The sequence below is a fragment of the Streptomyces sp. NPDC007929 genome, from assembly GCF_042959065.1.
In the GTDB taxonomy this organism is placed as follows: domain Bacteria; phylum Actinomycetota; class Actinomycetes; order Streptomycetales; family Streptomycetaceae; genus Streptomyces.
Map to the genome: position 1 here is coordinate 497723 of NZ_JBIBKD010000001.1, position 19133 is coordinate 516855.

Sequence of the window (19133 nt, forward strand, 5' to 3'; positions counted from 1 at the left end):
TGCGAGCGAACTCGGCAAAAAGGGGCGCCGAACACGGATCTGATCGTGTAAAGGCCGAGTTCCGGGCGGGTTACCAGCGGTTGGGCGCGGTCTTCCGCGTGGTCGTGCATGGGCCTTCGCCGCCGCAGCGAATAGGTTGTGCGCACGGAACTCGATGAACCGCCGGGACGGGCCTGGCACGGTGACACGCAATGGGGGCGGACATGCACATGCTGAAAGGTTCAAACACTCCGGTGCCCACCGCGGCTCTGCGGGTGGAATTGGGATGGCGCACCGGACCCGGAGTGCCCGACGCCGACGCCTCCGCCTTGCTGTTGGTGAGCGGCAAGGTCCGTTCCGACGCGGACTTCGTCTTCTACAACCAGCCCGCGCACTCCTCCGGTGCCGTCCGGCACGAGGGCAAGCGCGACACCGGCGGCCGGGTGACCGACACGCTCCTCGTCGACCTCGCGCGCGTGGAGCCCGAGATCGAGACGCTGGTCCTCGCCGCCTCCTCCGACGGCGGTGCGTTCGGCAAGGTCCCGGATCTCTACATCGAGGTCCAGGACGCGGCCCAGGGCACGCCGGTGGCACGATTCGAGAACCCCGGCGCCACCACCGAAACCGCTTTCGTGCTGGGCGAGTTCTACCGCCGCCAGGGCGCCTGGAAGTTCCGCGCCGTCGGCCAGGGCTACAGCAGCGGACTCGAAGGACTGGCCACCGACTACGGCATCACGGTGGACGAGCCCCAGCAGGCGGCACCGGCACCGGCGCCGGTCGCGGCTCCGGCGCCTCCCGGCACCCCGCCGTCCGCCCCGTACACGCCCCCGCCGATGCCGCAGTCCGCCCCGCCGCCCCCGCCCGCCGCGCCGCCCACGCCCGTCCGCCTCACCAAGGTGACGCTCACCAAGGCATCGCCCTCCGTCTCCCTCACCAAGCAGGGCGGCACCTCCGGCGCCCTGCACGTGAACCTCAACTGGGAGGTGCGCAAGCAGTTCTCCGGATGGAGCAGCAAATTCGGTCGCCCGACGGCGATGCACTCCGACCTCGACCTCGACCTGTGCGCGCTGTACGAACTCAGCGACGGCAGCAAGGGCGTCGTCCAGGCCCTCGGCAACAGCTTCGGGGCGCTGCACCAGCCTCCGTTCATCCACCTCGACGGCGACGACCGCACCGGAGCCGTGTCGACGGGGGAGAACCTCACCGTCAACCTCGACCACAAGAACGCCTTCCGGCGCATCCTCGTCTTCGTCACCATCTACGAGGGCGCCCGCTCCTTCGCCGATCTGCACGCCTCGGTCACGCTCCGGCCGCAGCACGGCGCGCCGATCGAGTTCTCCCTCGACGAGTGCACCGTCCCCTCCCTCGTGTGCGCGCTCGCCCTGATCACCAACACCGGCGGCGACCTGATCGTCCAGCGCGAGGCCCGCTACCTGGTGCCCGACCGCGGAGTGAGCCCGCAACGGACCGTGGACCACGCCTATGGCTGGGGCATGAACTGGACCCCCGGCAGGAAGTGACCCCCCTGGCTTCGGGCATCAGCCCTCGTCGGGCACGGCGTCCGGACGCGCGTAGGTGCGACCCTTCCAGGCCGCACCCCGCCCCCGGTAGTGCTGCACCGCGGAATCCACCGTCATCAGGAGATAGAGGAACGCGGTGAACGGCAGCACGGGGGCGAGCCACAGCGGCTGCCGGTAGTAGCGCAGCATCGGGACGTACGTACCCGCCATGACCAGCCACGCGAGACCCCCGAGCGCCGCCGCGGACGCACGGCCGGCGGCGAGGCCCGCCAGGACCGCCACCGGCGGGACCAGATACACCAGCGCCAGCCCGGCGACCGTACCGGCCAGCAGCAGGGGGTTGTGCCGCAGCTGGGCGTAGGCACTGCGCGACACCATGCGCCACAGGTCGTGCAGCCGCGGATACGGCCGCACGCTGTCCACCCGCTCGGCGAGCCCCAGCCAGACCCGGCCGCCGCCGCGCTTGACGGCCCGCGCGAGCGCCACGTCGTCGATCACGGCGTGCCGGATCGCCTCCGGGATCCGCGCCCGCTCGGCGGCCTCCGTCCGCAGCAGGACACAGCCCCCGGCCGCGGCCGCCGTCCGCCCCGGCCCGGCGATCCGGCGGAAGGGGTAGAGCTGCGCGAAGAAGTAGACGAACGCGGGCACGACGAGCCGTTCCCAGACGCTCTCCACCCGCAGTCGGGCCATCTGGGAGACCACGTCGAACCCGCCGGAGCGGGCCGCCGCCACCAGCTCGCGCAGACTGTCCGGCGCGTGCGCGATATCGGCGTCCGTGAGGAGGAGGTACTCGGGCTCACGCGCGCGTGCCAGCGTGATGCCGTGCCGCACCGCCCACAGCTTGCCGGTCCAGCCCGCAGGGGGCTCGCCCGGCGAATCCACGGTCAGCGGCAGTCCGCCGTGCCGCCGCGCCAGCTCACGCGCGAGGTCGCCGGTGCCGTCCGCACTGCCGTCGTCGACGAGGAAGACCTCCGCCCGCCCCGGATAGTCCTGCGCGAGCAGCGACGGCAGCGCGGCGGGCAGCACGGGCGCCTCGTCACGGGCGGGCACCACGACGCACACGGACGGCCACGCCCCGGGATCCGCGCGCGCGGGAAGCCGCACATCGGTGCGCCAGAAGAAGCCCTGACAGAGCAGCAGCCACAGCCAGGCGAGCAGTGATCCAGCGGCAGTCCACACAACGGCGCTCACGCGCGCAGTCTGCACCACCCGGGCGGCCCGCAACGGCTCATCGTCTATCGTGATCGGGTGAAGATCGCGCTCATGGACTCCGGAATCGGTCTGCTGGCGGCCACCGCCGCGGTTCGGCGGCTGCGCCCCGACGCCGATCTCGTGCTCTCCCTCGACCCGGACGGCATGCCCTGGGGCCCGCGCACCCCGCAGGACCTCACCGAGCGCGCCCTGGCCGTCGCCGAAGCCGCCGCGGCCCGCCGCCCGGACGCCCTGATCGTCGGCTGCAACACCGCGACGGTGCACGCCCTCACCGCCCTGCGCACCCGCCTCGAACCGGGTATCCCGGTCGTCGGAACCGTCCCCGCGATCAAGCCGGCCGCGGCCGGCGGCGGGCACCTCGCCATCTGGGCCACCCCCGCCACCACCGGCAGCCCCTACCAGCAGGGTCTGATCCGGGACTTCGCCGGCGGTGTGCCCGTCACCGAGGTGCCGTGCTGGGGTCTCGCCGAGGCCGTGGAGCACGCGGACGAGGCGGCGATCGACGCCGCGGTGTCCGCGGCCGCCGCCCTCACCCCGGACGACGTGACCACCGTCGTCCTCGGCTGCACCCACTACGAACTGGTCGCCGAGCGCATCCGGACCGCCGTCCAGCGCCCCGGCCGCCCGCCGCTCGTGCTGCACGGCTCCGCCGGAGCGGTGGCCGCCCAGGCCCTGCGCCGGCTCGGCGAGCAGCCCGCCCCGGGAGCCACCCCGCACGGCACCCTCACCGTGCTGCTCAGCGGACGCGAGGGCACGCTGCCCACCGCCGCCCTGACCTACGCCGAAGGGCGGCTGCTGCGGTCGGTCACGCCCGCGCGCTGACCGCGCCCCGTGACCGACGGTCACCCTCGCGCCGGGTCGGCGTGACGCCCGCCCGGCGCAGTCACGCTCCGCCACGGGGTACCAGCGGAGCGAATCCTGAGTACCCTCAAGGCATGAGGGACCACCGCCACGGCGAGAACGCCCCCCACCCGCACACGGACGTGTGGACCGGCCGTGCCACCAACCGGGTGCAGTGGCTGCTGGCGCTCGTGGGCGCCGCCTGCATGGCACTCGGCATCGAGCTGGCCGTCGACTCCGCCTGGACGTCCGGCATCGCCCCGCTGGTCATGGCCGTCGTCGGGTGCATCGCCGCCGGACTGCTGGTCCTCTTCGGAACCCTCGCGTTCGTGCACGTCGCCCTGCGGGTCGACGAGGAGCACCTCGAAGTGCGCTGCGGCCACATCGGCGTCCCCCGTCGCCGTATCCCGCTCTCCAGCGTGGCCGGCGCCACGTACATCTCCCACGTCACCCCCCGCCACTGGGGTGGCTGGGGCTACCGCTGGCGGCCCGAGAAGGGCACCGCGGTGGTGGTGCGACGCGGTGAGGGCGTCGAGCTGGAGCTGTGGGACGGGCACACCTTCACGATCACCGTGGACGACGCGGAGGCGGCCGTACGGGTGATCGAGGCACGGCTGCGGCCCTCCAAGCCGGGCGCTCCCGCGCACTGAATCACCGCACGTCCGTCACAGCCGGTGACCGGCGAGAGTGATCACGGAATGTGATCACCGGGTTGTCCGCGGCCCTGGACGCGAAGCCGGCGGCCGAGGGGTGCAGCGCGGGGAAGCGGGTGGCCGGCGGGGGTGGCACGGAGCAGCGGGTGGCCGACGGTGCAGTACGGAGCAGCGGGTGGCCGGCGGTGCAGTACGGAGAAGCGGGCGGCCGACCGGTCATCGCGCCGTGTTGCGTCCCGCGCCGGGGGCCCGCCCTTCCGCGGTACGGGCCGCCGGGTCATCGGCGAGGGGGCGTGCCGTGGCCATGCCCGCCAGCAGGCCCGCCCCCACCGACACCGCCGTGAAACTCAGCGCGTTGCCGATCGCGGAGATGGCGGCGAGCGCGGTCAGGGCCGCGCCCGCGGTGAGCGCCACCGGCGTCGGGCGCGGACCGCGCCACAGTGCGTACAGCACCCAGCCGAACGCCGCCGCGAGCAGGGCCACCCCGACGACCCCCTGTTCCGCCGCCTGTTGCAGGGGCGCGGAGTGCGGCTTGCCGTCGGACAGCAGCGACTGGGCGGACGTCGCGCTCAGCTCCCCGAAGCGGCCCGGGCCCGCCCCCAGCGCGGTGTCGTCGCCGAGCACCCGCCAGGCGTCGTGCCACAACCCCACCCGGTGCGGCGTCAGCCGCCCCTCCAGAGCCGCCACCAACCCGCCCGGGACGGCCCGCGCGGCGATCGCCCAGACCAGTCCGGTCACCAGGGCGGCGACCGCGGCCAGGACGGCCAGGGCGGCGCCGCGGTGACGCGTGCGGCCGGCGACCAGCGAACACACCAGCACCACGAGACACGACACGAAGCCGCTGGTCGAGCCGAGCAGGACGGCCAGCACCGCGATCCCCGCGGCCAGCAGGCGCAGCACGAGCCGAACGGCCGGACTCGGCGCGGCCCAGGCCGCGCAGCACGCGGCCCCGGCCGACAGCGTCAGTACGGCGGCGGTGGCCCCGGCATGCCCGAGGGGCGCGACGATCTGCGGACCCGGAGCCAGGTGCGGAACGGCCACCGTCAGCGCGACGCCGGCCAGCGCCCCGGCCAGGGGCGCGCCGACCGGCAGGAGCGCCCCGCCGATCCGCCCCGCGGCGTACCCGGCGGCCACCGCCAGCACCGCGAGAAGTACCCCCTCCGGCCTGCCGTCGTGCACGGCCGCCGTGATCAGGGACCAGGCGGCGCAAGCGCCCAGCACCACGACCCCCGCCGCGTCAGAAACGATTCGTCTCTCGCCGTCCGCGTCCGGCCCGGACACGGACGTCACCCCGCTGGAACCCACCCCGCCCGCCCCCCGGCGCACCCAAAGCCCCCGACTGTGAAGACCCCGGCCGCACCTGGCCGCCACGGGCCGTACGACTGAGGCTGGGCACACCGTAACGGCTTGTGGTCGGTTTGAGGATGTGTCGTGACGCAATGAACAGGACGTCCGTCACGCCCACCGCGCTGTCGGCCCCCAGGACACGCGCCTTAGACTCCGGGAGTGACCGTCACCGCAACCTCCGTCGGCGAATCGGACCAGCTGGAGCCGCGGATCGCGCCCGGGGCGCGGACGTGGGCCCGGCGGCTCGTCCGTCTCGTCCCGGCCGCCGCAGCCGCGCTCTCCGGCCTGCTCCTCTATGTCTCCTTCCCGCCCCGCACGCTGTGGTGGCTGGCCCTGCCGGCCTTCGCCGTCTTCGGCTGGGTGCTGCGCGGCCGCGGCTGGAAGGCGGCGCTCGGGCTGGGCTACCTCTTCGGCCTCGGCTTCCTGCTGCCGCTGCTGGTGTGGACCGGAGTGGAGGTGGGGCCGGGGCCCTGGCTCGCCCTGGTGGCGATCGAGGCTCTCTTCATCGCCGTGGTCGGCGCCGGGGTCGCTGCCGTGTCGAGGCTGCCTGGCTGGCCGCTGTGGGCGGCGGCCGTGTGGATCGCCGGCGAGGCGGCACGCGCGCGTGCGCCGTTCAACGGCTTCCCCTGGGGCAAGATCGCCTTCGGCCAGGCGGACGGGGTGTTCCTGCCGCTCGCCGCGGTCGGCGGCACCCCGGTGCTCGGCTTCGCCGTCGTCCTGTGCGGCTTCGGGCTCTACGAGGTCGTGCGGCTCGCCGTGCGATGGCGGCGGACCGGTGAGGTACGGCGGGCCGCGGCGGCCATCGGCCTCGTGAGCCTGGCGGTCCCGGTCGTGGCCGCCGTCGCGGCCCGGCCGCTGGTCAGCGACACCGCCGAGGACGGCAGTACCACCGTCGCGGTGATCCAGGGCAACGTGCCGCGCGCCGGTCTCGACTTCAACTCCCAGCGGCGGGCCGTACTCGACTACCACGCGCGCGAGACCGAGCGTCTGGCCGCCGAGGTCAAGGCCGGCAAGGTCGCGCGGCCCGACTTCGTGCTGTGGCCGGAGAACTCCTCCGACATCGACCCCTTCGCCAACCCCGACGCCCGCGCCGTCATCGACACGGCCGCCAAGTCCATCGGCGCGCCCATCTCGGTCGGCGGCGTCGTCGAACGGGACGGCAAGCTGTACAACGAGCAGATCCTGTGGGATCCGGCGAAGGGCCCCGTCGACACCTACGACAAGCGCCAGATCCAGCCCTTCGGTGAGTACCTGCCGCTGCGCTCGCTCATCGGCGCGATCAACGCGAACTGGACGGCGATGGTCCGCCAGGACTTCAGCCGGGGTACCAGTCCGGGCGTGTTCACCATGGACGGAGCCAAGGTCGGCCTCGTCACCTGCTACGAGGCCGCCTTCGACTGGACCGTGCGCTCCGAGGTCACCGACGGCGCCCAGCTGATCTCCGTGCCCAGCAACAACGCCACCTTCGACCGCAGCGAGATGACCTACCAGCAGCTCGCCATGTCCCGGGTGCGGGCGGTGGAGCACAGCCGGACCGTGACGGTGCCGGTGACCAGCGGAGTCAGCGCGATCATCATGCCGGACGGCAGGATCACCCAGAAGACCGACATGTTCGTGGCCGACTCACTGGTGCAGAAGGTGCCGCTGCGGTCCTCGCAGACCCCCGCCACCCGGCTCGGCATCCTGCCGGAGATCGCCCTCGTGCTGGTCGCGGCCGGGGGACTGGGCTGGGCCGTCGGCGCGGGGCTGCGCGGGCGACGCGCCGGTGACGCGTAGCCGTCCGTCCGTCCGTCTGCCGTCTGCCGTCTGCCGTTCGCGCGCAGCATGAATCCCGCCAGGGTGCGAGAAGAAGCGCCCATTAGGGTCGACGGCATGGCTACCCCCGACTTCATCCGCACCCTCCGCGCCTCGGCCGGCCATCAGCTGCTCTGGCTTCCCGGGGTCACCGCCCTCGTCTTCGACGACGAGGGCAGAGTGCTGCTCAACCGCCGCGCCGACACCCGTATGTGGTCCGTGCTCGGCGGCATCCCGGACCCGGGCGAGCAGCCCGCGGCCTGCGCGGTCCGGGAGGTCTACGAGGAGACGGCCGTACGGTGCGTCGCCGAACGGGTCGTCCTCGTCCAGGCCCTGCGGCCCGTCACCTACGAGAACGGCGACACCTGCCAGTACATGGACATCACCTTCCGCTGCCGGGCCGTCGGCGGTGAGGCGAAGGTCAACGACGACGAGTCGCTGGACGTGGCCTGGTTCGACGTCGACGCGCTGCCCGAGCTCGACGAGGGTGACCTGCTGCGGATCAAGCAGGCCGTGTCGGACGACCCCACATGGTTCGACCCCACTGTCCCCAGCTGAACTATGGGGCGTGACCACATGGGGTGCGGCAGGGGCGCTGCCTAGGGTCGAACCATGACCGCGCCCCGTGCCCTCCCGGCCCCCCACGCCTCCCCGCTCGACCTGGGCGGCCGCACCGCGCTCGTCACCGGAGCCGCCGGCGGCATCGGACGAGCCTGTGCGCTGCGGCTCGCGGCCGCCGGGGCCAAGGTGAGAGCCGTCGACCGGGACGCCACGGGCCTTGCGGCGCTGGCCGAGCAGGGGCGCGGGCTCGCCGGCACGGTCGAGCCGCACGTCCTCGACCTCACCGACCTGGACGCCGCCGAACTCGCCGCCGCGGGCACCGACGTCCTCGTCAACAACGCCGGACTCCAACTGGTGCGCCCCATCGAGGAGTTCCCGCCCGAGGTGTTCCACACGGTGCTCACCGTGATGCTGGAGGCACCCTTCCGGCTCATCCGCGGCGCTCTGCCCCACATGTACGGGCAGGGGTGGGGACGCGTCGTGAACGTGTCGTCGGTCCACGGGCTGCGCGCCTCGGCCTACAAGTCGGCCTATGTGGCCGCCAAACACGGGCTGGAAGGGCTCTCCAAGACCACCGCCCTCGAAGGCGCGCCCCACGGTGTCACCTCGAACTGTGTGAACCCCGCCTATGTGCGCACCCCACTGGTCGAGCGGCAACTCGCCGATCAGGCACAGGCGCACGGCATCCCGCAGGAGCGGGTGCTGTCCGAGGTGCTGCTCCAGGACAGTGCCGTCAAACGGCTGATCGAGCCGGAGGAGGTCGCCGAGGCGGTGGCGTACCTGTGCGGCCCCCAGGCCTCCTTCGTGACCGGCACCTCGCTGGTGCTCGACGGCGGCTGGACCGCCCACTGAGCAGCCGTTTCCGTCCGCCCGGGAGAGTTGTCCACAGGGCTGACGGGACCGGCCGGTCATGGTGAATCCTGTGAGCATGTCCAGCGATCACGTGCAGTCCGCCGAAACGCCGTTCCTCGAGCTCCTGGCCCGGGGCGCGTCGGCCGACGCCTATGAGCAGCCGGAGTTGCTCGCGCGTGCCGAAGGGCGCCCGGCGGAGTGGATCGCCGCGCTCCGGCAGGCCAAGCCGCTCGCCCTGCGCGTGCGCGCCGAGCTGGAGGGGCGGCGCCGGCGCGAGGCCGAGCTGTCCGCCCTGTTCGAGACCGCCCACGACCTCGCCGGACTCCGCGACCTCGACGCCGTGCTCCAGGCGATCGTGCAGCGCGCCCGCTCGCTGCTGGGCACCGACGTCGCCTACCTCAGCCTCAACGACACCGAGCGCGGCGACACCTACATGCGCGTCACCGAGGGCTCGGTCGCCGCCCGGTTCCAGCAACTGCGGCTCGGCATGGGGGAGGGGCTCGGCGGCCTGGTTGCCCAGACCGCGCGCCCTTATGTCACCGACGACTACTTCAAGGACGACCGTTTCCAGCACACCCTCACCATCGACGCGGGGGTGCGCGACGAGGGACTGGTGGCCATCCTCGGTGTGCCGCTGACGCTCGGGCACCACGTCATCGGCGTGCTGTTCGCCGCGGACCGCAGGGCCCGGGTCTTCGAACGGGAGCAGATCGCCCTGCTCGGCTCCTTCGCCGCCCTCGCCGCGGCCGCCATCGACACCGCCAACCTGCTCGCCGAGACCCGGTCGGCCCTTGCCGGTCTGGAACGGGCGAACGAGATCATCCGCGATCGCAGCGGCGTCATCGAACGCGCCTCCGAGGTGCACGACCGGCTCGCCGAACTCGTCCTGCGCGGCGGCGGCGTGCACGACGTGGCCGCCGCCGTCTCCGAGATCCTCGACGGCACGGTGGAGTTCGCCGAGGCCGCGGCCGCGCCCGCGGGCGCCCTGGAGAAGTCCGGTGCGGAGGGCCACGCGGTGCTGCACCAGGGCGACTGGGTCGCCGCCGTCGCGGCCGGCGGCGAACTGCTCGGCGCCCTGGTCCTGCGCGGGCACCCGGGGCTCGACCCCGTCGACCAGCGCACCCTGGAGCGCGCCGCCATGGTCACCTCCCTGCTGCTCCTGGCCCGCAGATCCGCCGCCGAGGCCGAACAGCGGGTGCGCGGTGAGCTGCTGGACGACCTGCTGGACGCCCGCGACCGCGACCCGCGCCTGCTACGGGAACGCGCCGACAGGCTCCACGCCGACCTGGACGCGCGCCATGTGGTGCTGGCCGCGCGACTGGAGGGCGTAGCGGCCGACGCCGACCAGGAGGCGGACGCCCGCAGACGCCTGGCGGCGGCGGCGTCCCACCTGGCCGCGACGGGGCACGGTCTGGCCGCCGCGCGCGACGGCGGCACCGTTGTGCTGCTCCCGCTCGGCCCCGGCGACACGGCCACCTGCCTGGCCCGGCGCGCCGCCCGGCATCTGGGCACGGCGGTCCACGCACCGGTCACCGTCGGCGCGTCCGCACCCGCCGACGACCTCGCCACCCGCCCCGAAACGGTGGCGACCGCCTACGCCGAGGCCCGCCGCTGCCTCGAAGCCCTGCGCGTCCTCGGCCGTGCCGGGGACGGGGCAGCCGCCGAGGACTTCGGCTTCCTGGGCCTGCTCCTGGCCGGCGACCGCGACATCCCGGGCTTCGTCGACCGCACCATCGGCCAGGTCGTCGCCTACGACCGGCGACGCGGCACCGAACTGCTGCGCACCCTCGACGCGTACTTCGCCCGCGGCATGAGCCCCGCCCGCACCAAGGACGAACTGCACGTCCATGTGAACACGGTCGCCCAGCGCCTGGAGCGCGTCGGCCGCCTCCTCGGAGACGACTGGCAGAGCCCGGCCCGGGCCCTGGAGATCCAGCTCGCGCTGCGCCTGCACCGGTTGTCGGCCCCGGCCCAGCACTGACCCCCGCACGCGCCTGCGTACGGGGGCCGGGGCGCACCAGATGCTGGCGCGTCAGAGGGTGCGGGCGTCCTCCGGGGCGGCGGCCTCGCGGTCCGTGACCTGATCGGTGGGGAGCGCGACATCGGCCAGGTCCCGGTTGCGCGTCTCCTTGGCCGCCGCGACCGCGACGACGGTGAGCACGACGGAGGCGATGACGTAGAGGGCAATAGGAGTGGAGCTGCCGTAGTCGGACAGCAGCGCGGTGGCGATCAGCGGCGCGGGCGCGCCCGCCGCGACGGAGGCGAACTGCGCGCCGATCGAGGCACCGGAGTAGCGCATGCGCGTCGCGAACATCTCGGAGAAGAACGCGGCCTGTGGCGCGTACATCGCCCCGTGCAGGACCAGTCCGACCGTCACCGCGAGGATCAGGTTGCCGAAGCCGCCGGTGTCGATGAGCGAGAAGAACGGGAACATCCACAGCCCGACGCCGACCGCACCGACCAGATACACCGGCCGGCGCCCGATCCGGTCGGACAGCGCGCCCCATGCGGGGATCACCGCGAAGTGCACGGCCGAGGCGATCAGCACCGAGTTGAGTGCGGTCTGCTTGGAGACGCCGGCCGAGGTGGTGGCGTAGACGAGGATGAACGCGGTGATGACGTAGTAGCTGATGTTCTCCGCCATGCGCGCGCCCATGGCGACCAGCACGTCACGCCAGTGGTGCCGCAGCACGGAGACGAGCGGCAGCTTCTCTGCTTCCGCCGCGGCATCCGTCTTACGGGCCTCGGCCTGCGCCAACGCCTGCTTGAAGACCGGCGATTCATCGACAGACAGACGAATCCACAAACCGACGATCACCAGCACGCCGGACAGCAGGAACGGGATCCGCCAGCCCCAGCTGCCGAACGCGGCGTCCGACAGCAGGGCCGTGAGCAGCGACAGCACACCGGTGGCGAGGAGCTGTCCCGCCGGAGCGCCGGTCTGCGGCCACGACGCCCAGAACCCGCGCCGCCGGGCGTCCCCGTGCTCCGACACCAGCAGCACGGCACCGCCCCACTCACCGCCGAGCGCGAACCCCTGGACCAGCCGGAGCACGGTGAGCAGTACCGGCGCGGCCGTCCCGATGGACGCGTGGGTGGGCAGCAGCCCGATGGCGAAGGTGGCCCCGCCCATCAGCAGCAGGCTCAGCACCAGCAGCTTCTTGCGCCCGAGCCGGTCGCCGTAGTGCCCGAACACCAGCGCGCCCAGCGGCCGGGCGGCGAACCCGACCGCGTACGTCAGGAACGACAGCAGGGTGCCGACGAGCGGATCGGAGCCCGGGAAGAACAGCTTGTTGAACACGAGCGCGGCGGCGGAGCCGTAGAGGAAGAAGTCGTACCACTCGATGGTGGTGCCGATGAGGCTGGCGGCGACGATGCGCTTGAGGTTGCCCTGGGGTGGGGGAGCGGTTGCTGCGGAGGCCATGGGCGCCACTTCCTCGTGTGCGGTGGGGACGGGTACGTGTGGGCACACCGTAGGAAGGCGCAGGTCAGGGGCACATGTGGTGGGAGTACATAGTTCGTGGTCGGTGTGTGCGTGCTGCGCCCATGTGTGCGCTGCGCGACGGCGCTGGTCGCCACGGCCCTGCTGATCGCGTATCTGCCCGTCGCCCGCATGTGCACTGAGTGAAGGGTGTGACGGGAGGTTGGGTGGTGCCGGACGGGCCGTCGCGTGATCGGCTCAGTAGCATGTTCCGCATGTCGCGTGTGAGCAGTCGGTTGCGTGTGGGAGGTGCCCTCGGGTACCTCCTGCTGGTAGCCGTGCTCACGTTCGGCGTGTTCGCCATGCACACGATGGGGCATCCCGAGCACTCGTCCGGCCCAGGCACAGGTGGCGCATCTCATGCGGTCGCCGGCACGCACCAGGGCGTCATGGACCAGGAGACCGCCGAAGCCCGTACGGCCACACAGCTCGTGGCCATGACGGACCACGGTTCGGTCGCCCCGAGCGAACCGAGCGAACCGAGCGCGGACGGGCCCTTGGCGGGCATGGATGTGCTGTCCGTATGCGTGGCGGTGCTCACCGGCTGGCTGCTGTGGGTGTTCCTGTGCGCGGCGGCTCGCCGTAAGGAGCGGCTGACGGCCCTGCTCGCCCGGGCGATGGCTGTGCTGCCCCCGCTCCCGCCACCACCCAGACCTCTTCTCGCTCAGCTGTCGGTTCTGCGGATATAGGCCGCACCCGCGGCGCGGGCTTCGCATGCCCGCGCACACCGCGTGTACCGCCTGTTCACCCCATTCACCGCAGAACCGACCGAGCGAGGTCCGACACACATGACCGCACACACCCCTGCCCCGAACCGTCGCCTCCGTCTCCTCCGTCGCCGTCTGGCGATCGTGAGCACCGTCGCTGCCGGCGGGCTGTTGCTCGCCGCGTGCGGCGGAGACGACACGGAGGGCATGGACCACGGGAGCGGCAACTCCACCTCCGTCACCTCCACGCCCACGACGGGTGACAACCCGGCGCCCGGCGCCTTCAACGACACGGACGTCATGTTCGCGCAGATGATGATCCCCCACCACGAGCAGGCCCTGGAGATGTCCGGGCTCGCGGACGGCCGTGCCGCCGACGCGGAGGTCAAGGCCCTGGTCGCGGACATCGAGAAGGCTCAGGACCCCGAGATCCGCACGATGAAGTCCTGGCTGAAGGCCTGGGACGAGCCGGAGTCCGCCGAGAAGGGCATGCCGGGCATGGACCACGGCTCCGGTGGCATGGACCACGGCTCCGGCATGTCCGGGATGATGTCCGACGCGGACATGAAGAAGCTGCAGGCCGCCAAGGGCACCGCGTTCGACCGGATGTTCGCGCAGATGATGATCGAGCACCACGAGGGTGCGATCACCATGGCGGAGGACGAGCGGAAGAACGGCCGTAACACCACGGCCAAGAAGCTCGCCGCCGACGTCGTGAAGGGCCAGTCCGCCGAGGTCGACAGGTTCGAGGAGATCCTCGACCGGCTCTGATCAACATCTGCCCACCGACCGCCCGGGCTCCTGGGCCTACACCCGAGGAGCCCAGGCGGTCGCGCGCCGGCATCCCGCTGAACGGCTGCGGTCCCGATCATGGAGACGCCACTCCGCCGCCGGCCACCGGGGCACCGGTGATCCCCTGGTCCCTCCGGCGGGCCTACCGGGCCATCTCGTACGTGCCGGACAGTGCCTCGACCCGCTGCCAGACGCGCTCCGTGCGCGCCGCGTCGACGACCGGCCGGCGCACCGACGCCAGCGCCCACTCCTGCTGCTGCCCGGTCGCCGAGTCCTTGCCGTGCAGTTCGACGGCGTGGCCGGAGAAGTCCCGTACGAGAACGGCGAAGAGCTCGTCGAGTACGTCCTCGTCGAGTCCGGTCAGCGCGGCCTGCTCCAGGACGAGCTGCCCGTGCACGACGAGCGCGAAGAGCTGGCCTATCGACAGGACGAGGTCGAGGTCGCGGCTCTGCTCCGCGTCCGGGGCGGCCGTGGCGACGAACGCGCAGAGCGCGTCGGCCTGTTCGCGCAGGCGGGCGACGTTGGGCAGATGCGCGTACGCCTCGAAGGCCGGACGCCAGTCGTGGAAGCGCACCGAGCCCAGGCCCCGGGCCGGGCCCTGCCGGAACAGGAAGGTGTCGTCGGCCGCGTCGAGCCGGGTCGGCACATTCGGGTACGCGGCAGGGTCGAGGAGGTGGTTGCGCATGAACTTCAGGATCAGCGCGAGGTTGACGTGGACCGTGCCCTCCAGCTTGGGCAGTCCGCGGATCTCCACGGCAGCCTGGCTGAAGTAGTTGTCCTTCTCGAAGCCCTTGGCGGCGACGACGTCCCACATCAGGTCGATGACCTTCTCGCCCTCCGTGGTCACCTTCATCTTCGTCATCGGATTGAAGAGCAGGTAGCGGCGGTCGTCCGGGCCGGCGGAGCGGAAGTAGTCCACGGCCCGGTCGCTGAACAGCTTCATGCCGACGAGCCTGACGTAGGCGTCGGTCAGTTCGCGCCGCACGTGCGGGAAGGCGGTGACGGGCCGGCCGTAGAGGATGCGGTTGTGGGCGTGGGTGACCGCCTCGTACATGGCGTGCTCGCAGATGCCGATGGAGGCGGTGCACAGGTTGAACTTGCCGACGTTGACGGTGTTGAGGGCGGCGTCGAAGGCGGCGCGGCCGGTGTGCAGCACGTCCTCGGCCGTGACGGGGTAGTCCTCCAGGCGGAACTCGCTGACGAACTTGGACGAGTCGACGACGTTCTTGACGAGGTGGTAGGCCGGGTGACGGCTGTCGGCGGCGAAGAACACATAGCCGTCGGGGCCCTCGACGTCGGTCCGGCGGCCGAAGACGGAGACGAGTCCGGCGGCGTTGCCGTTGCCGATGTAGTACTTGGAGCCGGTGGCACGGAAGCCGCCGTCCCCGTCGGGCTCGAGCAGCATGTCGGTGGAGTAGATGTCGGCGCCGTGGGCCTTCTCGGACAGGCCGAACGCGAACACCTCTCCCTGTGCGAGGAGTTCGGCGGCACGTGCGCGGGCGGCGTCGTTGCCGCTCTGCCAGACCGGGCCGAGTCCGAGGATGGTGACCTGCCAGGCGTACCAGTAGTCCAGGCCGTAGAAGCCGAGGATCTCGTTGAGCGCGGCGATGCGGGCGGTGTCCCACCGCTTGTCCGGCTCTCCTTCACCCGCGCTGGACGACGGCGTCAGGAAGGTGGCGAAAAGGCCCTCCTTCGCGGCGAAGGCGAGGAAGTCACCGAGCCACGCCCGGGTCCGGTAGTCCTCGATCAGCTGCCGCTTCCCGCGCTCCTCGAACCAGTCGACGGTGGCACGCAGCAGACGGCGTGTCTCGGGGTCGAAGTGCGCGGGGTCGTACGTGCGCGGGTTGAAGAGCAGCTGGTCAGCCATGGATGACCTCTTTCGGCTGGTGGACGGATGGGAATCGCAGGTATGGGGGTGCGGCGGCCGGAGGGGCCAGGGTGGTGACGGACGGTGCGGGGAAGCGCGGTCAGTGGCCCGGGCCGAAGCGGGCCAGCGTGGCGAGCACGTCGTCAAGCCAGCCGATCATCATCCGCTCATAGGCGATGCCGCCGCGCAGGACGACGTGCTGGAGCTCCCGCTCCGCGTCCGGCGGCGCCGGCTCAGCGGCTGCTTCGGGCCCGGTGAAGTCCCGCTCCTCGCCCGCCAGATAGTGCGCCAGCCGGTCCCGGTGTGCCTGCCGGTGCCGCTCCACCTCGCGGATCAGGGCGGCCGGGTCGTCGAAGGCCGCGCCCCGGATCTTCACCGCCAGGTCGTGGCGGACGCTCTCCGGCTCGATGGGATCGTGCAACCACGAGGACAGCGCGGCCCGGCCGAGGTCGGCGACGCGGTACTCCCTCTTGTCCGGGCGCCCCTGCTGCGGGATGTCCCGGGCGTCGACCCAGCCGTCGTTCTCCATGCGCTTCAGCACGCGATAGATCTGCTGGTGGGTCGCGGTCCAGAAGTAGCCGATGGACCGTTCGAAACGCCGGGCCAGCTCATAGCCGGAGCCCGGCTTCTCCAGGAGCGACACCAGGATCGCGTGCTCGAGCGCCATGACGGTGATCGTGCTATGCAACTCGTTGCATAGCAAGTCCCACCCATGGCGATGCGACGCGGCTCACGTCCGCGCGTCGGCCGCGCCGGGGGCGGGCGGCTGCATGGCCTCGGGCAGGGCCTGTTCGGCCCAGATCACCTTGCCCTGCGGGGTGTACCGGGTGCCCCAGCGCTCGGCCATCTGCGACACCAGGAACAGACCCCGGCCGCCTTCGTCGGTCGTCGCGGCGTACCGCAGATGCGGAGAGGTGCTGCTGCCGTCGGCCACCTCGCAGATCAGCGTGCGGTCGCGGATCAGCCGGACGTGGATCGGCCCGGCGCCGTAGCGGATGGCGTTGGTGATCAGCTCGCTGAGGATGAGTTCCATGGCGAAGCCGAACTCCTCCAGGCCCCAGTCCTCCAGCTGTCGCGACACGGCCTCGCGCATGCCGGAGACGGCGGCCGGTTCCGGGGGTACCTCCCAGTCGGCGATCCGGTCGGACGGCAGTTCCCGGGTGCGGGCCACGAGCAGGGCGACGTCGTCCTTGGGCCGCCCAGGCAGGAGGGTGTCCAGCACGTCCTGGCAGGTCTCCTCGGGCGGCCGGCCGGGGTGACCCGTCAGCGCGTCGCGCAGCAGCTCCATCCCCACGTCCAGGTCGCGCCGGCGGTCCTCGATGAGGCCGTCGGTGTACAGGACGAGCTGTGTCCCCTCGTCGAGGCACAGTTCCGCGGTCTGGAACGGCATGCCGCCGAGACCCAGGGGCGGACCGGCCGGGACGTCCGGGAAGGTGACGGACCCGTCGGGGTGGACCAGCGCGGGCACCAGATGCCCCGCACGCGCCACGACGTAGCGACGGGTCACCGGGTCGTAGATCCCGTACAGGCAGGTGGCGCCCACGACGCCTGCCGCGGTCTCCGCCGTCTCGTTCTGGTCGATCTTCCCGACCAGGTCGTCCAGATGGCTCAGCAGCTCGTCGGGCGGAAGATCCAGCGCCGAGAAGTTGTGGACCGCGGTGCGCAGCCGTCCCATCGTGGCGGCGGCGTGCAGGCCGTGGCCGACCACGTCGCCGACGGCCAGTGCCACCCGGCTCCCCGGCATGGGAATCACGTCGAACCAGTCCCCGCCCACCCCCGCCTGGGCGGGCAGGTAGCGGTAGGCGATGTCGAGGGCGTTCTGCTCGGGCACCGCCTGTGGCAGCAGGCTCTGCTGGAGGGTGACGGCCAGGGCGTGCTCGCGGGTGTAGCGGCGGGCGTTGTCGATGCTGATCGCGGCACGGGCCACCAGCTCCTCCGCCAGCGACAGGTCCTCCTCGTTGAACGGCTCGTGCTGCCGCCCGCGCCAGAAGCTGGCCATGCCCAGCACGACGCCCCGGGCCTGGATCGGCGCGGTGATGAGGGAATGGATGCCGTAGTCGATGATCGCCTGGGCACGCTCCGGGTCCTGCAGCCGCCAGCCCGTGGCGGTCGGCAGATCGCTCACCAGCTGCGAGTGGCCGCTGCCGTAGCCGCGCGCCTGCGGGGTGGAGGGGGCGTAGTCGAAGAGCCGGCCCTGGGCGGAGAGCGGGTGGTCCTCCCGGATGCCGCACACGGCCGCGCGCCGCATGTCCGTCGCCGTGGGCGCCGGCTCGTCGCCGTGCAGGACGCTGTCGGCCAGGTCCACCGTGACGAAGTCCGCGAAGCGGGGGATGGGCACCCGCGCCAGCTCGTCGGCGGTGCGCAGGACGTCCAGGGTGGTGCCGATGTGGAGCCCGGCGTCGTAGAGCAGCCTGAGCCGTTCCCGTGCCACCTCGGCCCTGCCGGTCACCGCTTGGAGCTCGGTGGAGTCGCGCAGCGTCACGACGGTGCCCGTGGGGCCTCCCCTGTGCTCCGTGGGCCGCTGGTTGATCGCGAGCAGCCGCTCACCCGCGAGATGCACCTCGTCGGTGGCCTCGCGGCCGGAGGCGAGCAGCGCCCGGGTCTCGGGATCGAGGCCCGGCAGTCCCGAGACGTGCCGTCCCTCCACGTCCGGGGGCAGCTCCAGCAGTCGTCTGGCCTCGTCGTTGGCCAGCATCAGCCGCCCGTCGGCGGCCACGATCAGGACGCCTTCCCGGACGGAGTGGAGCACCGTGTCGTGGTGCTCGTACATCAGGGTCATCTCGTCCGCGGCCAGGCTGTGCGTCTGCCGCCGCAGCCGCCTGCCCACCAGTGCCGTGACACCGGTGGACAGCACGAGCGCTCCGGCCCCGGCGCCCAGGATGATCGGCAGCTGCCGGTTCAGCTGACTCTCGACGTTCTTGACCTTCATGCCCGCCGAGACGAGGCCCACGACCTGGTCGCGGGCGTTCTCGATGGGGGCCGTGGCCTGTACTTCGCGGCCGAGCGGGCCGTCGACGCTCTCCACGAAGACCTTGCCCGCCAGCGACGGCGCGATCTCACCCACGAACCGCTTGCCGATGCGGTCCGGCAGCGGGTGCGTGTACCGGATGCCCTTGGTGTCCATGACCACGATGAAGTCGACACCGGCGGTCCGGCGCGCCTCTTCCGTGAGCGGCTGGAGGATCTTGCTCGGATCCGGGGTCCGCAAGGCCGCCAGCACGCCGGGCGAGTGCGCGAAGGTCTGGGCCACGGCCGTGGAGCGACGCTTGGCCTCGGCGGCGGAGTCCCGCTCCGACTGCAGGATGAGAGCGAAGACGCCGCAGGCCACCAGCAGTACCACGAGAGCCACCTGGAAGATCAACACCTGCCCGGCCACGCTCCGCGTGCTCTTGCCGATCACGCGCTTGACCGAGAGGTGTCGAGGGCGGGCGAAGCGATTCGCCATGCGACCTTTCTAACACTGGTGATCCCGAGCGGCCAGGCTCCGTCTGATCCTTGCCCGGTCGGCCTCGGGCGGCTGCGGGGGCC

At 72.2% G+C, this 19133-nt stretch carries 15 protein-coding genes; 9 read left to right on the plus strand and 6 right to left on the minus strand.

Translation table 11 applies throughout. The annotated features are described in order from the left end of the window. The first annotated feature begins 209 nt into the window (after positions 1-209). Positions 210-1499, plus strand: a complete 1290-nt coding sequence (locus ACFZDE_RS02265; protein WP_391196606.1) for a TerD family protein — start codon at positions 210-212, stop codon at positions 1497-1499. Between the two features lie 18 nt (positions 1500-1517). Here ACFZDE_RS02265 and ACFZDE_RS02270 read toward each other — a convergent pair whose 3' ends face one another. After that, positions 1518-2708: a glycosyltransferase gene (locus tag ACFZDE_RS02270; protein ID WP_391197428.1), complete on the minus strand. Its 1191-nt coding sequence runs from the start codon at positions 2706-2708 to the stop codon at positions 1518-1520. 39 nt (positions 2709-2747) lie between these two features. Here ACFZDE_RS02270 and ACFZDE_RS02275 point away from each other — a divergent pair, with 39 nt between their 5' ends. Together ACFZDE_RS02275 and ACFZDE_RS02280 are read left to right on the plus strand one after the other, a co-directional pair. Then, entirely contained in the window at positions 2748-3533 is a 786-nt protein-coding gene (locus tag ACFZDE_RS02275; RefSeq protein WP_391196607.1) for an aspartate/glutamate racemase family protein, read from the plus strand. A 113-nt stretch (positions 3534-3646) separates the two neighbouring features. Beyond that, positions 3647-4201, plus strand: a complete 555-nt coding sequence (locus tag ACFZDE_RS02280; protein WP_390991034.1) for a hypothetical protein — start codon at positions 3647-3649, stop codon at positions 4199-4201. Between the two features lie 219 nt (positions 4202-4420). On the opposite strand, the gene ACFZDE_RS02285 is transcribed toward ACFZDE_RS02280, so the two are convergent. Further along, positions 4421-5485, minus strand: a complete 1065-nt coding sequence (locus ACFZDE_RS02285; protein WP_391196610.1) for an O-antigen ligase family protein — start codon at positions 5483-5485, stop codon at positions 4421-4423. 225 nt (positions 5486-5710) lie between these two features. Between ACFZDE_RS02285 and lnt the strand changes: the two genes are divergently transcribed. The 4 genes from lnt to ACFZDE_RS02305 all read left to right on the plus strand — a co-directional run bounded on the left by lnt (position 5711) and on the right by ACFZDE_RS02305 (position 10739). Further along, the gene (gene lnt / locus ACFZDE_RS02290) at positions 5711-7327 is read left to right on the plus strand and encodes an apolipoprotein N-acyltransferase (RefSeq protein WP_391196612.1); all 1617 of its coding nucleotides are present in this window, start codon (positions 5711-5713) and stop codon (positions 7325-7327) included. Positions 7328-7423: 96 nt separating this feature from the next. Continuing rightward, positions 7424-7903 carry an NUDIX domain-containing protein gene (locus ACFZDE_RS02295; RefSeq protein WP_391196614.1) on the plus strand — a complete coding sequence of 160 codons (480 nt, stop codon included), beginning with the start codon at positions 7424-7426 and terminating at the stop codon, positions 7901-7903. Between the two features lie 54 nt (positions 7904-7957). Then, positions 7958-8758 carry a 3-hydroxybutyrate dehydrogenase gene (locus ACFZDE_RS02300; RefSeq protein ID WP_391196617.1) on the plus strand — a complete coding sequence of 267 codons (801 nt, stop codon included), beginning with the start codon at positions 7958-7960 and terminating at the stop codon, positions 8756-8758. A gap of 76 nt (positions 8759-8834) precedes the next feature. Continuing rightward, positions 8835-10739, plus strand: a complete 1905-nt coding sequence (locus ACFZDE_RS02305) for a GAF domain-containing protein (RefSeq protein WP_391196619.1) — start codon at positions 8835-8837, stop codon at positions 10737-10739. A 51-nt stretch (positions 10740-10790) separates the two neighbouring features. On the opposite strand, the gene ACFZDE_RS02310 is transcribed toward ACFZDE_RS02305, so the two are convergent. Further along, positions 10791-12182 (minus strand): MFS transporter, encoded by a 1392-nt coding sequence (locus ACFZDE_RS02310; RefSeq protein ID WP_391196621.1) that lies wholly within the window; start codon positions 12180-12182, stop codon positions 10791-10793. Positions 12183-12628: 446 nt separating this feature from the next. Here ACFZDE_RS02310 and ACFZDE_RS02315 point away from each other — a divergent pair, with 446 nt between their 5' ends. Both ACFZDE_RS02315 and ACFZDE_RS02320 read left to right on the plus strand, forming a co-directional pair. Then, on the plus strand, positions 12629-12928 hold the full coding sequence (locus ACFZDE_RS02315; protein ID WP_390991016.1) for a hypothetical protein: 300 nt from the start codon (positions 12629-12631) through the stop codon (positions 12926-12928). Between the two features lie 99 nt (positions 12929-13027). Further along, positions 13028-13717, plus strand: coding sequence for a DUF305 domain-containing protein (locus ACFZDE_RS02320; protein WP_391196623.1), 690 nt, complete (start codon positions 13028-13030; stop codon positions 13715-13717). 163 nt (positions 13718-13880) lie between these two features. On the opposite strand, the gene ACFZDE_RS02325 is transcribed toward ACFZDE_RS02320, so the two are convergent. The 3 genes from ACFZDE_RS02325 to ACFZDE_RS02335 form a co-directional block, all read right to left on the minus strand. After that, positions 13881-15605, minus strand: coding sequence for an acyl-CoA dehydrogenase family protein (locus ACFZDE_RS02325; RefSeq protein ID WP_391196626.1), 1725 nt, complete (start codon positions 15603-15605; stop codon positions 13881-13883). Between the two features lie 100 nt (positions 15606-15705). Next, positions 15706-16272, minus strand: a complete 567-nt coding sequence (locus tag ACFZDE_RS02330) for a helix-turn-helix transcriptional regulator (protein ID WP_390991007.1) — start codon at positions 16270-16272, stop codon at positions 15706-15708. A 63-nt stretch (positions 16273-16335) separates the two neighbouring features. Next, entirely contained in the window at positions 16336-19050 is a 2715-nt protein-coding gene (locus ACFZDE_RS02335; protein ID WP_391196627.1) for a SpoIIE family protein phosphatase, read from the minus strand. Positions 19051-19133: the final 83 nt, after the last annotated feature.

Coding starts and splice junctions, on each gene's coding strand:
- ACFZDE_RS02265 (WP_391196606.1), top strand. CDS start 210: ATGCTGAAAGGTTCAAACACTCCGGTGCCCACCGCGGCTCTGCGGGTG.
- ACFZDE_RS02280 (WP_390991034.1), top strand. CDS start 3,647: ATGAGGGACCACCGCCACGGCGAGAACGCCCCCCACCCGCACACGGAC.
- ACFZDE_RS02295 (WP_391196614.1), top strand. CDS start 7,424: ATGGCTACCCCCGACTTCATCCGCACCCTCCGCGCCTCGGCCGGCCAT.
- ACFZDE_RS02300 (WP_391196617.1), top strand. CDS start 7,958: ATGACCGCGCCCCGTGCCCTCCCGGCCCCCCACGCCTCCCCGCTCGAC.
- ACFZDE_RS02305 (WP_391196619.1), top strand. CDS start 8,835: ATGTCCAGCGATCACGTGCAGTCCGCCGAAACGCCGTTCCTCGAGCTC.
- ACFZDE_RS02310 (WP_391196621.1), bottom strand. CDS start 12,182: ATGGCCTCCGCAGCAACCGCTCCCCCACCCCAGGGCAACCTCAAGCGC.
- ACFZDE_RS02315 (WP_390991016.1), top strand. CDS start 12,629: ATGGACCAGGAGACCGCCGAAGCCCGTACGGCCACACAGCTCGTGGCC.
- ACFZDE_RS02320 (WP_391196623.1), top strand. CDS start 13,028: ATGACCGCACACACCCCTGCCCCGAACCGTCGCCTCCGTCTCCTCCGT.
- ACFZDE_RS02325 (WP_391196626.1), bottom strand. CDS start 15,605: ATGGCTGACCAGCTGCTCTTCAACCCGCGCACGTACGACCCCGCGCAC.
- ACFZDE_RS02330 (WP_390991007.1), bottom strand. CDS start 16,272: ATGGCGCTCGAGCACGCGATCCTGGTGTCGCTCCTGGAGAAGCCGGGC.
- ACFZDE_RS02335 (WP_391196627.1), bottom strand. CDS start 19,050: ATGGCGAATCGCTTCGCCCGCCCTCGACACCTCTCGGTCAAGCGCGTG.